Here is a 16,624-nt window from a genome sequence, read left to right on the forward strand (position 1 = left end):
ACATTCAAATGCCAAGAGGATACCCTGTTCCTATGTGCTAAACCCCAAACTTCAATATGTACATCACTTTGTCAGAAGACACTACCTATTACACAGCAAGTGTTATCCACTTACCCCATAACTGTGTATTCAAATGGAAGAGCGCATGGCACTTAGTACAACTTTCGCATAGGTAGACCGTTGTGCTACTCCCCCAATGCAGCAGCAAATGGTCTACCAGCGAACTACAGCCATAATATATGCCAGCAATGCAATGTAACCAATCGTAGGCAGCATTTACTTGGCATGCCTTCCTCTGTAGGTAGTGAACTAACTCAGTGCACTTGCCAACTGACTATCCAACTCGGTCATAGCCTGCTTAGTCTTATTCAGGAAGTCTTCCATGCCCTGAAGACCATCCACAGTCTGAGTGGCACCCTTTGTAAACTCCTCATATGACCTCTGGAAAGCACCAGAAGCACGATCTGTAACAAAACCACTGCTAACTAAGGCATCAATCTTGCTTTTCAGAGTATTTAACTCAGAAACAAGAGTTTCATGTCCATTTTTCAGATCGTTAACTGCACCGTCTAACTCACCATATGTAACTGATACGTTAGCCATAACTACATACCCTTCGAAAAAATCACAACTCTGTATCATTATCCGAAACACTCACGAAGTGTTCAGACAGTATTTATAATACCATCTCATTTTATTAGTCAAATTAACCTAGACGTAACAAAAGAATTGGTAAATGCTCGAAGGCGACTTGCACAACTCATACTGAGGAATTACAAATTGCTTGCCCTCCCTACAAAGTGGGTGATATCAATCATGACAGACTGCATCAATATAAAAAGTGTTACTTACCTGACCAATTGAAGGCTTGCTCAAGGCAACAGCCCCCCGAAAAAAATTGTTTACTAATAGGTTACAAAAAACTTGGTAGCTTTTGCGAACTATACTCAATATTGAACAGCAGCATCCCTGTGTACAGGCTGTATACGACACAATGGTGTTGTTAAACAAAGGGAATGATTCGATACATCAGCATGCATCGAAGCATGTACCATTCATATCTAGGAGGGTCTTTGAAAGCAGCTATCTTTAAAGAACAAGGACACATCGCAGTCGAAGAAGTAGCCAAACCTAAGCCAACCAACCCAGACGAACTAGTAATGCGAGTAGTACGCGCTTGCGTGTGTGGATCTGACCTATGGTGGTACAGGGGCATCAGTCCTCGAACTGCTAACACAAGCGTTGGCCATGAAGCAATTGGCATTGTCGATCAGGTCGGAACAAACGTGCACAGCGTCGTACCCGGAGATTTCATCATTGTCCCGTTTGCGTTTTCTTGCGGCACATGCCCGGTCTGTCAGGCTGGATTTGAAGCAACCTGCCCCAACGGAGGGTTCTTTGACGCCGGCGATCCTGGTTTAGGTGCTCAAGCTGAATATATGCGGGTACCACAGGCGGATGGCACAGTTGTGGTAGTGCCTGGTGGTCTTGAACGTGCTCAAACTTTCTCTGACGAGATGTTGGCAAACCTACTTACCCTTTCTGACGTAATGGCCACTGGCTATCATGCAGCAGCTACAGCTGAAGTAAAAGCGGGCGACACTGTCGCTGTAGTTGGAGATGGAGCTGTCGGTTTGTGCGCTATTATTGCTGCACAATTACGCGGAGCAAAGCGGATTATTGCCTTATCAGGCCATGAAGACCGACAGAAGATGGCTGTAAAGTTCGGAGCCACCGACATTGTCGCTAGTCGCGGACAGGAGGCCGTTGACGAAGTGAAAGCACTCACCGCCGGGTGGGGCGCAGATGCCGTGCTCGAATGCGTTGGTTCACACGAATCAACAGCTACCGCTCTGTCAATAGCAAGAAATGGTGCCATCGTCGGTCGTGTTGGTGTACCTCATGGCGAGCAAGTTGATGCAGAAGAGACCTTCTTCCGCAATCTAGGCTTGCGCGGTGGTCCCGCTTCAGTACGCACATGGGATCGCAAAATCCTTCTGGACGCCGTACTAGATGGCAGCATCAATCCCGGACAGGTATTCACTGCTGAATACGATCTTGACCATATTGCACAAGCTTATGACGCGATGGACCAGCGACGAACCATTAAATCACTCATACGTGTCAGCGACATATAACTCGGAGAATTCAGGAGCTTGGTTTTTACAGTTGAAAGCCAAGCTCCTGAGCTGCATCGAGAGGAACAGGATTGTAGGACCAGTACTCACTGAGGTTGTCATCTGACGATAAGCTACGTATCTGAGCTTGATCAATATAAATTTCACCGTCTAAATGGTCTGTCTCATGTTGAAAAATGCGTGCTGGCCAGCCGTGTAGACGTTCTTTGTGCTCCACTCCCGATTCATCTTCCCAAGTGGCTACGATGTCAAGCCATCGCTTTCGTACAGCCTGATATCCTTCAAAAGACAAGCATCCTTCATAAAAGCTGGCGCTCGCCTCTCCGATTGCTTCGTAGCAGGGGTTAATGATGACATGAAACGGCAGTTCAGCAATCTCGCGAGGATCCTCTTCACTGTCCCGCACATGGTCCTCAACAACAGCGAGCGCTAAACCCAAACCAATCTGAGGAGCAGCAAGGCCTACACCAGGAGCTTCCAGCATGGTCACATGCATCGCGTCAATCAGTTTATCTAGCGTCTTGCGCTTGAGCTGCCCCCGGTATGGCTCGGTAGGCTGGCGGAGTACCGGCTCCCCCAGCTGTACTATAGGAAGCAGCTTGTCTGCACCAGCATCTGCTAACGCCTGTTCTACGTCAGCATTGAGCTCAGCATCTACTGTGGAGTTCTTGCCAAACATCGCACATTCCTTTACTCTATAGACCCAGCTCGTCGGCAACAACCTGTGCCAACCGGTTACACACTTCATCTGCCTGTTCTTGGGTCTCAGCCTCAACCATAACTCGCACTAAAGGTTCGGTACCGGAGGCTCGTAGCAATACTCGGCCGGTGGCACCTAGAATTTTCTTCTCCTGATCAACCGCAGCCTGCACCTTAGCATTCGTATTCGCAGCAGCCTTGTCCACATGAGGCACGTTTACCAGTTGCTGTGGCAGCTGAGGAAAGTCAGATGCCAGCTGCTTGAGGGTTTTGCCTGAACGGACCACTTCTTGAGCCAACGTCAACGCTGTTAGCGTTCCGTCTCCAGTGGTAGCAAATTCACGGTTAATAACATGTCCTGATTGTTCACCACCCAATGTATACCCACCACGCAGCATCTCTTCCAGCACATAGCGATCACCAACACCAGTCTGCACTGTGGCTATACCCATATCGTTAAGAGCCAACTTCAGCCCTAAATTACTCATAACAGTAACCACTAAGGTATCGTTCGCCAGCTTGCCTTCACGCTGCTTGGCACGAGCCAAAATGCCCATAATTTGGTCACCGTTTACCATGTTGCCGTCCTCATCTACGGCTAGACAACGGTCAGCATCACCATCAAAAGCAACACCCATAACCGCGTCCGAAGCTCGAACCATGGCCTGGAGCTGTTCAGGGTGAGTGGATCCAGCATGCTTATTGATGTTGTAACCGTCAGGTGACGCATTGATCACCACCACTTCTGCCCCCGCCCTACGCAAAGCCTCAGGAGCCACCACAGAAGTTGCTCCGTTAGCGCAATCTACCACAACACGCAGGCCCGCCAAGGGTTTGGGCTGTGTTTTATCAGGCCCAACTGGTGCTATCGCATCGACCAAATGGTCAATATAGAGGTTAGTTGCTGTAACAGTGTCATGAGAAACCCGCCCTACATTTTCGCCTGTAGGCCTTTCCCATTCCTGACCAAGCACCCGTTCAATTTCATCTTCTTTAGTGTCAGGTAGCTTATATCCGCCGCGAGCAAAGAACTTTATCCCATTGTCTGGCATAGGATTGTGGGAGGCAGAAATAACTGCCCCCATTTCCACATTCAATACAGACGTCAGATATGCTATGCCGGGAGTAGGGATAATACCTACATCGATCACATCGAACCCGCCTGCACTCATACCAGCAGCTAACGCCGAAGCCAGAAAATCGCCAGAAACTCTGGTATCTCTACCGATTAAGGCTCGTCTTCGCCCATCCACTCGTTGAGCACCTACGCCTAGGACTCTGACTGCAGCATCCCCTAAGTTGAGGGCAAGCTGTGCAGTCAAATCTCGATTTGCTAGTCCCCGTACTCCGTCTGTACCAAATAGTCTAGGCATCGTGCTCCCTCATTGTCTGTTCTCTAACCCACCTGGCCTACACAACCTACAGGTATAGATTAGCCCTACAGAACTCAGTAGACACAGGCAACAATAAAAGGCCCTGCAATTTCTCCACCTACCAGCACATGTGGCACTTATACGAGCATGCAGAGCCTTGTGTTCATAAACTTTTCCGTTATTTGCGCAAACCTTCGTTATACGTGCGAACGCGGAGGGTACGCTTGGAGGACTCTACATTTTGTATGATCATACCGCGCAGAGCATTCGGAGCCCCTTCGTGCTCCGACAACCAGTGTTCACCAGCATGGACCAGTGTTGCAGGATCTGCCTTATATGGGTAGAGACCACCAGCAGACAAAGGATTTAGGAGGGTCTCGGCGATGTGGAAGGTCTTATGAGCCCACACCCAGTCGACACAACTAAAGAACTTGTCAATATAGGTGGCAAACAAGTCTTCATCACCTGATGCCGAGAAACCATCTGCCAGTGCCCCGATCTGAGAATTCGTTAATTCAGCATTATGCAAGGCCTGATCCCATGCCCAAGCTTTTGCTGCTTTAACAGGGCGTGCAGCTCTCGCCCCCATAGCAAACTCGCGATTTTCAGTGGTATCACGCTTGTCAAGCTCAGCTTGGATCTCTTCATCAGAAACCATATTTTGGCTAGCCAAAGCATGAATCAATGACCAACGCATGTTGTTGTCAACCTCGATACCTACCAAGTCACTGGAACCATTAAGCATGGCATGTACATGGTCCTCAAAATCCTGATCGTCGCCATAACCTAAATATGCCTCAACGAGCTGGAATTGTTCATCTGAACCAGCCTCTGCCTGCTCTGCCAAGTGCCAAAGACCTTCAGCAACCTGCTGCAAAATCTCAGGACGTTGCTCAATGGCAGTGTATTGGTGGGCTGTGGTATCCAGCTGAGAAAGCGCATACCGGAAGGTAGTGGACTGACGCTCAGTTGATAGCGTTTTCAAGACAAGAGCTACAAAGTCAGCAGCTGGGTACTCTCCGTCACGGGTCATATCCCAGAAGCTCAATAGAATCACAGCACGCGCTAACGGGTCTTCAAAGCGGTAAAGATTCTCTTGAGCAAACTTCAGAGAATCACCATCAAGACGTAGTTTGGCGTATGTCAAATCGTCATCGTTTATCAGAATGAAGTCCGGTTTGCGCTTACCAACTACTGCTGCCACCTGCGTCGATTCACCGTTGATGTCTAGCTCAAAACGCTCCGTGCGGACAACCTTGCCCTGAGCATTCATATTGTAGAAACCAACAGCAAGACGGTGAGGCCTCAAAACAGGGAACTCATCGGAAGCACTCTGCTCAATGCACAGGGAGTTAATAGTTCCATCTGCGTCTACGCTCAGTTTGGAAGACAATGTGTTGATGCCCGACTGCTCCAACCACTGGGCCGACCATGCTTTCAAATCGCGACCAGAGGTTGCCTCCAGCTCAGCCAACAAATCTGCGAGCGTAGCGTTACCATAGGCGTGCTTGTCGAGATAGTTGTGAATGCCTTCAAAGAACTGCTCACGCCCTACATATGCCACCAGCTGCTTTAACACAGAAGCGCCTTTTGCATAGGTAATACCATCGAAGTTCACTTCTGTATCGTGTAAATCGTTAATTGGGGCAACGATGGGATGAGTGGTAGGTAACTGGTCCTCACGCAGAGCCCAAGACTTTTCACCCGAGCAGAACGTAGCCCAGTCAGAGTCCCAATCGGTGGCTTCAGCAGTAGCAAGTGTAGACATATATTCTGCGAAAGACTCATTAAGCCACAAGTCATTCCACCACTTCATAGTTACCAGATCACCGAACCACATGTGGGCCTGCTCATGCAAAACAGTTTCGACGCGACGGTTAATCTTGGCTCCGGTTGCCTTAGATTCAAAAATGTACTGGTCACGGAAGGTAACCAGACCAATGTTTTCCATTGCGCCTGCATTGTATTCAGGTACGAAAACCTGGTCATATTTGGCATACGGGTATGGCACTCCCCAGGTCTTAGCATAGAAAGCAAAGCCTTTTTGGGTAATGTCAAAGAGGTACTCGACGTCTTTATCCAAGGCCTCCTTCAAAGACTGGCGGCAGTACAATCCCATAGGTAAGGTACGACCGTCTTCATTAGCATATTGAGTAGTCCACTCAGCATAGGGACCGGCACAAATAGCAGTTAGGTAAGAACTCATTTTAGGAGTAGTTTTGAAGACCCAACGCTTGCAAGACTGAGCAGGAGCCTTCTCCAATGTCCCAGGTTCTGTCTGCTGTTCTATGGACTCAGTAGACTCGACCGGCATATTGGCCAGAACAGTCCAGGACTCAGGTGCCACTACTGAAAAGTCGAACGTTGCTTTCAAGTCAGGTTGGTCGAACACTGCGTAGACTCTTCGGGCATCCGGTACCTCAAACTGTGAGTATAGGTAGACATGACCATCTGTAGGATCAACTGAACGATGCAATCCCTCCCCCGTCCGGGAGTAATCACATATAGCGCTTATCTTTACTACATTGTGAGTCTTCAGCCCTTTAAGTTCAATACGACTGTCTCGATAAACATCCTCTGGATCCAAGCTAACACCATTGAGTTCTACCAGAGTTACTTGGGAAGCGATTAAGTCTAGATATGTGGAAGCACCACGCTTCATTGAATCAAAACTAACTTCAACCTGAGAGAGAAAACTCTGCGAACCTTGGGCCAAGTCTAAACTTACTTTGTACTGAGGGTTTGAAACAATACTTGCGCGCTCTTGAGCTTCCACGCGAGTCAGATTTGCTCCTGGCATGTAAATGCGTCCTTTTCTATACGGTTCTATCGGCTCATGCACCTGTCTAGACTGCATTCCTCTCTATGAAACCAGTACCACAAACAGGCATGAATACTTCCACTCTATCCGAAGCCATAAGCATTATAGTCAACTAGAAGCACGGTAACTTGCTTAACGCCTACATTTATATACCCTTATTTATACGTAAATAGCTGCTATCAATTACTTGAAACTTATTCGAAGCAAAAACGGGATACCACTTCCCTTTATTGATAGTTATTTATAGTAAGTAAGCATTTGAACACATTTACAGTCGACAAAATGTCAGCCAGATGTACGAGATCGTAATAATAGGTTACACATAGCAAAAAAACACTTTTAATTACAATTTTTCCCCAACCGACAAGCCAAAAGATTCGCACAATATGAATATTCTGTTAAAATGTAAATATAAAGTGAAGAATTACCTGTAAACTGCTGGTTTTTTATGTCAATGGTGAAGCAGGATTATCAGTTCATTTGTGGCAGACGAGAACTCAATCTCTAAGCTCAAAGTTGGACACGTTGTATGGAGGATTTTTAACTTTGCGCGCTCTACGCTCGACCAGTGCAGCGGTACTATCGATAACAATTGTCATGTGTGGATTAGTTAGTTTGAGTCAGCCAGCACAGGCTGATCCCCTCCCTCCACAAAACCAGGAACTTACTCAGAGTTCTGAATCAATACATAGTTTCTTGCTCAACCCCGCTTCGGGACCTGCTAACGCACAAGCAACTACTACCATCGAGCTACCGACTTCATTTGACACTGTAAAATATAGTCAAATCAACGCAGGGATAGAACACTCACTGGCTATTGGTACAGATGGGAATGCCTATTCGTGGGGAAGCAATAACTATGGCGAATTAGGCAATGGGCAATCACGCGAAGAAGACTATGATCTCGATCAAAAAGGAATGCTTATACAAGTAAAAATGCCAGATAGTATCAGTTTTACCCACATTAGCGCAGGGCGAGAACACTCACTGGCACTTGATACCAACGGCCATGCATGGAGCTGGGGCCACAACAATGCCGGCCAACTTGGTGACGGCACCAATCTCGATCGCACTACACCTGTACAAATAGCAAGCGACACAACATTCACCAGCATCAGCGCAGGTCAAGAACATTCACTGGCACTTGATACCGACGGACATGCATGGAGCTGGGGAAGCAACTATAGCGGGCAACTCGGTGACGGCACCGNCACCAACCAAAACACACCTGTACAAGTAGCAAGCGACACAACATTCACCAGCATCAGCGCAGGTCAAGAACATTCACTGGCACTTGATACCGACGGACATGCATGGAGCTGGGGGTACAACTATCGTGGGCAACTCGGTGACGGCACCGATACCAACCAAAACACACCTGTACAAGTAGCAAGCGACACAACATTCACCAGCATCAGCGCAGGTGNAGAGCACTCACTGGCAATCGATACCAGCGGACATGCATGGAGCTGGGGAAGCAACTATCGTGGGCAACTCGGTGACGGCACCGATACCAACCAAAACACACCTGTACAAGTAGCAAGCGACACAACATTCACCAGCATCAGCGCAGGTGAAGAGCACTCACTGGCAATCGATACCAGCGGACATGCATGGAGCTGGGGAAGCAACAATGACGGACGGCTCGGCGACGGCACCTCAACTGAACGCGATACACCTGTACAGGTAGCATGCGACGCAACATTCACCAGCATCAGCGCTGGATATGAGTTTTCTCTTGCATTGGATACCAACAACAACATTTGGAGTTGGGGAGCCAGCTATAGCGGGCAACTTGGTGACATAACCACCGACCGATATCTCGATGTGCAAGTAGCTTGGCCAACATATAACATTACAGAAGTAACCTTCGATAATAATCCAGCTAGCAAAGTTTCTGAAGATCCTGATACTCGGGCATGGACGGTAAATGTTCCTCTACATAGCAAGAGTATTGTAAACGTTAAAATTACTTATCGCCGTGATATCCGTAATATCAACAATGAGATTATGGTTGGTACATCCGTCGGAACCACAAAATTGCGATATGAATATAAGGATACATACACTGTTCAATTTGACCTAGGAGGAGGACCAGGAATCACACCTCCCGCTCAAATTGTTGTACAGGAGGAACGTGTTACTTGGCCCTCCGGATCTAATCCGAGCTGGAATAATCACTGGTTCGATGGCTGGTTCACCGATAGTGGCAAAGCTTGGAACTTCAATGACCCAGTAACCAGTAACATGACTCTGACTGCTAAATGGGAAGAATATCAGTTCTCTCTTACGCCCACCCGTGGGCCAGTTAACGGGGGCACCCCCATTTCAATCAGCGCACCAGAACCACCACAACACCTTACATATCACGAAATTAGTGCCGGTTGGTATCATACTTTAGCAGTTGCTTCTGATGGCAAGGTATATGCTTGGGGACGAAATGATTACGGCCAGTTAGGCAACGGAACTGAAAATGATAGCAATACACCAGTACAAGTACCTACACCAGATGAAGTACACTTCACTCAGGTCAGCGCAGGTCGACACCACTCGTTGGCGATTGACAGTGTTGGTAACGCTTGGTCTTGGGGTAATCAAATTGAACAACATACACCGAAACGTGTAGAAGCTAATACAACTTTCACGAGCATCAGTGCAGGATGGAAACACTCATTAGCACTCGACAACAGCGGTAGAGCTTGGACATGGGGAGCTAATGACTGCGGACAACTTGGTGATGGCACTATTGAAAACCGATTAACACCCGTTCTCGTCAAGACAGACGTCAGATTCACCAAGATCAGCACAAAATACAAACATTCACTCGCCCTTGACCACAAAGGACACGTATGGGGTTGGGGTTGGAATCAGGAAGGTGAGCTTGGCAATAGCAGAGCCAATCCGAATCAGCTCACCCCTGTACAAACAATTAGCGATAGCATCTTTAGCGCTATCAGCGCAGGGATGTATCATTCAACTGCACTAGATAATTTAGGTTATGCATGGAGCTGGGGGCACAATGACAAAGGTCAGCTTGGCACCAACACCACTACTGATCAGGCGTGGCCAAAGCAGGCTAATACTCAAACCCCTTTTTCCTACATTACCGCTGGTTCTAACCACACAATAGCTCTCGATAAGTACGGACTTATATGGAGCTGGGGAGACAACAATTCAGGCCAATTAGGCACAGACAACACCATACCCCGGCTGTCTCCTCGACAAGTGTTTACCGGTTCTTCATATAAACGCATTACCAGTGGAGATTCACACACGACAGCTCTGGACACTGCCGACAGCATATGGGGTTGGGGAGGTAATCAATATGGTCAGTTCGGCAATAACACCACAGACGATGAACCTCACCCCACACCAACTGTTCAAAAAATTCAGCAAGTCATTGATATTACTGGCATAACTTTTGATTCCATTAGCATTAACCCAACACCAGCGCAGGATGCAACGGGCCGAAAATGGAATTTTACAAGTCCAGCTCACTTGGAGGGTCCAATTGATATTGTTATCCATTGGACCTATGGTGGACTAGAAAAAGAGGACTATGTGATCCCTAGTGGTTTCCTCTATCAAGCTCTCACCAAACTTCCAAAAGCTGGTGACATCCCGCTGACGAGAATCAGTGGCCTCTCGTTATTACTTTTCAGTCTCCTCGGCGGTCTCATTTTGGCACGAAGAACAATATTACGAGGTAAAACCAAGTAATAGTAGAATCCACCTGTCACATACACTCAACAGTTGTTGTTCGTTTCTTACACAGGGCGACAACAACTGTTCTATTATTGGCAGATCAAAGCCTTTTCACAATTACTTGGATAGACAGGCTGATCCCTATATACTTGACTTCCAAGTTCTCTTGGAGACCTTCAATATGATTCCATTCGAACGTTGTTAGCCAAACACAAACTTCAATCTGATGAAACAGTGTTCAAGCTATACACTGCAAGTGCTTTAGCACCTAAACGACTTACTATCACCACCACATACATAACACAGTAACAAATAATTCATCAGTATTGATTTGCATATAATTTTACGAACTGCCTCGAATCCATCGTGACGATCACGGGGATAAACAATCAATGTTGACAGTTCTAAAACACATAGATAACTACCACAAGGTTGTATGCATCCGACCATGTGCGAAAAGATATTGTGCACTGTCTCTTTATGACAACGATTCGGGTTTTACGAAACTTATCGTAACCATAACCGCAATATAAACAGTACAATATAACCACCTGGTTCCCAAAAAGCTGAGACAGCAGTGCGTTTTCCATAAGACAAAATTTGTGGATATGGTGGTTGAATTAACAACTCTCCCAAGCTTGTCATTCACGATGTTAATCGTCGATAGATTACTGGTTTCAAGCCCTGAAAAAATCTGTTTCATTAGGGAATACTTCATACCGTACCTTGTTTTTAGTATACATATCCATACATTTGGTCCACTAGTCCCACTGGGACATTTGATAAAGGAAAATTGACGTTCTTACAAGCATCGGGAAAGATAATATGGCATTCACGCTTCAGCAATTGAATCTGCTCTGCCAGTACTCTTACGGAGTAAATAGGGCAGACGTGTTAACAACTCCTGGAAAACATGATTTCAATGTTCCACAGGCTGGTTCCTTTTGGATTGCCGAGTCACAATACGACCACGACAGTGGCTTTGAGGGAATGATAGCTACTCCTATACATTCGGACGGTCAATTAGATTACGCCCATATCGTTGTTGTTTTTGCAGGATTCAATTTTAAGGATGATGCATATCACGATACTTGTTCCATTTTCAACATACTATACCCGTCTCGGAGGCAACCTGTCCGTCAGGTAATTCAAGCCGAACGGTTAGTTCAACTTGCAAGTAACCTATCTAGGGATCACGGCTATGACACTTCTACTATCTTGCTCACCGGTCACAGTCTAGGTGGTTGTCTAGCTCTCATCTGTGCACTACGCAACAACGCAACAGCCAAGACCTTTTGCGCACTCGATCCCTGGCCTTTACTAACCGCAACTGAAGCGACTAATATCAGATCAGCCATAGAAAGCGAACAGCTTGTCGATTATCGCCTTTCAAAGGATCTTCTGACAAATCCCGTCAATCGACTGTTGAGTGGAGAAACAAACCGAAGTGCGAAAGTAATTTGGTGTGGACAAGGAAATAAACCTCCTTACCATTGGTTAGGAGATTTTACGTTCGATGCCAGCGGTCATTTACTTACACAAAAGCACGACCCTACACCACCTCGAAAATCACACTGGTATCCAATTGACTGGCAGCGGCTGCATAGCAAACTACTAGTCATAAGCAAGCGTATGCGTGCACCTTTTGCTCGCATAAAAGCCCTTATCTCAATAGCATCAAGATAAGGGCTTTTATGCGAGCTTTGGTTATGCGCTAGGAACTTCCACGTCCGTAGCGATGTCTGCCACGACTGGAACAATGACCGGACGACGGTGGAGTTTTCGGGAAATCCAACCACCCAAGGTACGTCGCATCAGCTGCTGAAGCTTATAGGTATCGTGTGTACCTGAAGCCATAGCATCTTCTAGTTGAGCAACTATCTGATCTTCAATCGCATGGAATTCACGTTCATCTTCTGCAACCGCATTCAAATAAATCTTCGGACCTGAGACTACTTCATGAGTCTCAGTGTCAACTACAGTAAATGCAGAAACGAAACCTTCTGTACCGAGAATACGACGTTGCTCTAGTTCCTCGTCGGTCAATTCACCAACCGAACCACCATCTACATACACATAGCCACAAGGAACAGAACCCACGACAGCAGCCTGTCCGTGATAGAGATCAACCACGTCACCGTCTTCTGCTAGAACCACATTCTGCGGATCCACACCAGTCTTTACAGCAATCAATCCATTAGCTACAAGATGTCGATTTTCACCGTGGATTGGCATGGCGCACTTTGGCTGGACAATGTTGTAGAAGTGTAAGAGTTCACCCTCTTCTGAGTGACCAGAAACATGGATAGCAGCGTTGTCTCGATTCACAACACGCGCACCCAAACGAATGAGCTTGTTGATGATTTTGTACACACCATGTTCGTTTCCCGGTATCAATGAAGAAGCCATAATTACGGTATCGAACTCGTTAATACTGATGTCGCGGTGAGTACCATCAGCAATACGTCCCAAGGCCGCCATGGGCTCACCCTGAGACCCAGTGCACATATAGACAATCTCATCGTCAGGAATTTTATGAGCATCTTTAATATCGACGACGGTGTTTTCCGGCAAGTGCAAGTATCCCAAATCGGCAGCTATACCCATGTTACGGACCATAGAACGTCCAACAAAAACAACCTTGCGCCCGTGCTTGTGAGCAGCATCAACTACTTGCTGGACACGATGCACGTGGCTGGAGAAAGATGCCACTATTATTTTACGCTGTGCTTCACCAAAAGCTTTATCGAGAGCTGGTGCGATAGAAATCTCAGGCTTAACGAACCCAGGAACCTCAGCGTTTGTAGAATCGACCATGAGCAGGTCAACACCTGACTCACCTAACCTGGCAAATTCACGTAAATCAGTCAGACGGTGGTCTAAAGGAAGGGGGTCGATTTTCATATCGCCAGTATCGATAATGTGTCCGGCAGGCGTGCGAATTGATACCGCTAGAGCATCTGGAATCGAGTGGGTCACTGATACAAACTCAAGGTTGAAGGGACCTACCTTGAGCTTGTCGCGTCCATGAACTTCCACGGTGGTTGGATGCTGATGGTGCTCTTCACACTTAGCAGAGACAAACGCAAGCGTCAGCTTAGATCCAATTAACGGAATATCTGGACGCAATTTGAGAAGGTAAGGTACGCCACCAATATGGTCTTCATGCCCATGAGTTAGCACCAATGCATCAATCTGATCCAGCTTATCTTTAATGTAACTGAAATCAGGCAAGATAAGGTCGACACCCGGCTGCTCTTCCTCTGGAAACAGTACACCGCAGTCGATTAAGAGAATGTGACCATTATACTCGATCACGTTCATATTACGACCAATCTCACCTAAACCACCCAGTGGGGTAATCCTCATGGAACCCTTGCGGTATTTGGGAGGTGCAATGAGTTCTGGCTGTTCTGGTTTACTGACACCAGCGCGACGGTTATTAGAACGGGTATCAGTCCTACGTTGGTTTCCACCAGTCCTTTTACCATTCCTGTTATCGCTTTTTGAACGACCTGCACTGTTCTTACGAGTTTTTCCAGTGCTTTTACTATCTTCTTTTGTTGTCTTTGCCATTTCCACTTATATTTCTATTTGTACCCCCACCTGTGTGAGGATGACGTTTAAAACTGCCTCTAGCACCGTATGACTCCGGTTGTTTTCTGCAACCCCTGGGGGATCGGTGCTGCCAAACTAGGCACAGTCTTATAAAGTTATCAGGTGCCAATGCTCTTGGGACTCATAGAACGCCTCTTGCATTGGCAGGCTCTTCACTACTTATACGCTACTTCACCGTCGGGACTCACAGTTGATTTGTCTTTTTGTCCCTTTTCCTACTGACTGCCCATCCCAGCAATGCCAATGGAACAGAGCAAGCAGTCACAATCCAAGGAATCATCATTGCACCGGGAGGCCCAAAAGCATCAAGAGCAACACCAGCCAGCGTAGAACCTAATGAAGTACCAATAGAAGAGCCTGTGTTAAGCCAAGACAACCCTTCCGTCAACGAGGAAGAATCTACTGTGCCACGCACAATGAGATTACCCGTTGCATAAATAGGTGAGACACAAAGACCTGTTACCAGCTCAACCATACCCAACAACACTAAATTGTTCATTGTCAATCTGAATCCTACATAGCCTATGGTCAGCAAGATTAAATATCGAAGCAGGTAGCGCCAACGTGAGCCCTTGAGTTTGAGTGAGCCAAAAATTAACGCCCCGCAGAGAGAACCCACTGCAATCAACGAGAGTTGAAGGCCCACAATTCCTTCTTTACCCATCTGTTTAGTTAAGGCTGTTACGGTTACATCTACCGCAGAGAAGGACATATTAAAGACGATAAAAATAATGAATAACAGGAAAACCGCTGGGAATGATAAGGCGCTCTTTGCCTTGTACCGTCCCTGATGAGCACCTGGTTTAACCACTCCACCCTGGTCTACTGGAGAATTGGTAACGCGACCTGCTTGGCCTAACTGTTCCTGACTAACTTCGGTGATTGCTGGAGGTTCGGTAGACCGCAAGGAGAAGAAAGCAAGGCCACCCAGCAGCAAAGCAGCAACGGGCACGAACAATTGAGCTACTGGATTGACAGATGTAGCCAACCAGGCTGAAAGAATGGGACCTAAAATGAAAACACATTCGTCTACACCAGACTCCAATGCATATGCTGTATTGAGGAGCTCTTCTCCCCTAGCTCCTTGGGGAGCCAAGGCCCATGCCCAACGGGTACGCACGAGGGCACCAAAAGCAAACTGGGTTAATCCCATGAGGACTGCCAATATAAACAAGAGCCCTATAGAAATCCTATGCATAGCACCAAAGGCGAAAGCAAGCATAGCTACAGCTTGGACACTCAACACCACAAGACCCACTTTGCGTTGTCCAAACCGATCGAACAGGCGGGCGTAGAAGGGTGTCACAACTGCTGCCGAGAAGGTAAAGACGGCGCTCATGAGCCCTGCCGAAGTCCAATTGTTGTATATGTGGTTTAAGGCAAGCACAATACCTAAGCCCATCATCGCAACAGGCAAACGAGCAATTGCTGCTGAAAGACAAAAGCCCTTGGCTCCCGGCAAGCTAAAAAGTTCCGAGTATGGGGACTTGGTTTTTGTTACTGAATCCATCAGTTTGTACCTCTTGACACACCTGTCGGCAATTGTTCTTGCTTATCCTGCATTCCCCAACGTTCTATTTGTTGTGAAAGATTGGCAGCATAAATAAAGATGTCGTCGTAAAAGTCTCCACGCTGTGAACGCTCATCGGGATGATCAGCTCCCATGCGAGACGCCACACAATCCATACCTATGTGGTCATAATAGGAGACATCACAAGAAGAATCGGTGTGCAAAAAGAAGGCATTTGCCCCTTGTTCTTGCAAGTAAGAGAGCATATCTTTCCAGAGCAGAGCCCCCACACCATGACCTCGTGCATCAGCTGAAACGAGGAATAACTTTAATTCCGCCTGCGCATAGTTCAGCACATCGGATTCTGCTTCTGCTTCGTCCTCCAACCGTTGCCAGAAGATCATTCTAGACAAATTCTGTTGACCTTCTGGGGTTACCTCTAACTGTGCATCAACCGCTTCCAATGATGATTGAGCACTCTCGAATAGGAGAGGTTGACCGCCCATAGCCAGAAGAGTCACTCCCATGAACCTGCCATCTAGTTCAGCTATGCGTGCCCTACTCGTACCAATGAGATAATGCAAGACGAAGTGCCTTGCATTTAACTCAGCAATATCAGTACTTACAGTTTCTCCCTCACCCCAAGTGCGGTTGAACTCATCCACTATTTGGTCTACGTCATGCCAGCACATGGGACGTATAATAACCTGCCCTGAATGCCCTTGTATTTCCTTCTGTACCTGTGTACTTTCACTCATGA

The 16,624-nt window shown here is 47.1% G+C and carries 10 protein-coding genes; 3 read left to right on the forward strand and 7 right to left on the reverse strand.

The window, feature by feature from the left end; translation table 11 throughout:
• Nucleotides 1–309 precede the first annotated feature (309 nt).
• Nucleotides 310–603 carry a WXG100 family type VII secretion target gene (locus BOCO_RS01025; protein WP_094722362.1) on the reverse strand — a complete coding sequence of 98 codons (294 nt, stop codon included), beginning with the start codon at nt 601–603 and terminating at the stop codon, nt 310–312.
• A gap of 443 nt (nt 604–1,046) precedes the next feature.
• Here BOCO_RS01025 and BOCO_RS01030 point away from each other — a divergent pair, with 443 nt between their 5' ends.
• Nucleotides 1,047–2,138, forward strand: coding sequence for a zinc-binding dehydrogenase (locus tag BOCO_RS01030; protein ID WP_094722260.1), 1,092 nt, complete (start codon nt 1,047–1,049; stop codon nt 2,136–2,138).
• A 25-nt stretch (nt 2,139–2,163) separates the two neighbouring features.
• Here BOCO_RS01030 and BOCO_RS01035 read toward each other — a convergent pair whose 3' ends face one another.
• The 3 genes from BOCO_RS01035 to pepN form a co-directional block, all read right to left on the reverse strand.
• On the reverse strand, nt 2,164–2,817 hold the full coding sequence (locus tag BOCO_RS01035) for a peptide deformylase (RefSeq protein WP_094722261.1): 654 nt from the start codon (nt 2,815–2,817) through the stop codon (nt 2,164–2,166).
• A 16-nt stretch (nt 2,818–2,833) separates the two neighbouring features.
• On the reverse strand, nt 2,834–4,210 hold the full coding sequence (gene glmM / locus BOCO_RS01040; protein WP_094722262.1) for a phosphoglucosamine mutase: 1,377 nt from the start codon (nt 4,208–4,210) through the stop codon (nt 2,834–2,836).
• 178 nt (nt 4,211–4,388) lie between these two features.
• On the reverse strand, nt 4,389–7,010 hold the full coding sequence (gene pepN / locus BOCO_RS01045; protein ID WP_094722263.1) for an aminopeptidase N: 2,622 nt from the start codon (nt 7,008–7,010) through the stop codon (nt 4,389–4,391).
• Nucleotides 7,011–7,628: 618 nt separating this feature from the next.
• Here pepN and BOCO_RS01050 point away from each other — a divergent pair.
• On the forward strand, nt 7,629–10,751 hold the full coding sequence (locus BOCO_RS01050) for an RCC1 domain-containing protein (RefSeq protein ID WP_094722264.1): 3,123 nt from the start codon (nt 7,629–7,631) through the stop codon (nt 10,749–10,751).
• An 810-nt stretch (nt 10,752–11,561) separates the two neighbouring features.
• Nucleotides 11,562–12,422, forward strand: coding sequence for a Tle-like phospholipase domain-containing protein (locus BOCO_RS01055; RefSeq protein WP_094722265.1), 861 nt, complete (start codon nt 11,562–11,564; stop codon nt 12,420–12,422).
• Nucleotides 12,423–12,443: 21 nt separating this feature from the next.
• On the opposite strand, the gene BOCO_RS01060 is transcribed toward BOCO_RS01055, so the two are convergent.
• From BOCO_RS01060 to BOCO_RS01070, 3 genes are all read right to left on the reverse strand, one after another.
• Nucleotides 12,444–14,312, reverse strand: a complete 1,869-nt coding sequence (locus tag BOCO_RS01060) for a ribonuclease J (protein WP_094722266.1) — start codon at nt 14,310–14,312, stop codon at nt 12,444–12,446.
• A gap of 226 nt (nt 14,313–14,538) precedes the next feature.
• The gene (locus tag BOCO_RS01065) at nt 14,539–15,864 is read right to left on the reverse strand and encodes an MFS transporter (RefSeq protein WP_094722267.1); all 1,326 of its coding nucleotides are present in this window, start codon (nt 15,862–15,864) and stop codon (nt 14,539–14,541) included.
• Nucleotides 15,864–16,622 (reverse strand): GNAT family N-acetyltransferase, encoded by a 759-nt coding sequence (locus BOCO_RS01070; RefSeq protein WP_094722268.1) that lies wholly within the window; start codon nt 16,620–16,622, stop codon nt 15,864–15,866. Before BOCO_RS01070 ends, BOCO_RS01065 begins: the two co-directional genes overlap by 1 nt.
• Nucleotides 16,623–16,624 lie beyond the last annotated feature (2 nt).

The sequence above is a fragment of the Bombiscardovia coagulans genome, from assembly GCF_002259585.1.
In the GTDB taxonomy this organism is placed as follows: Bacteria; Actinomycetota; Actinomycetes; order Actinomycetales; family Bifidobacteriaceae; genus Bombiscardovia; species Bombiscardovia coagulans.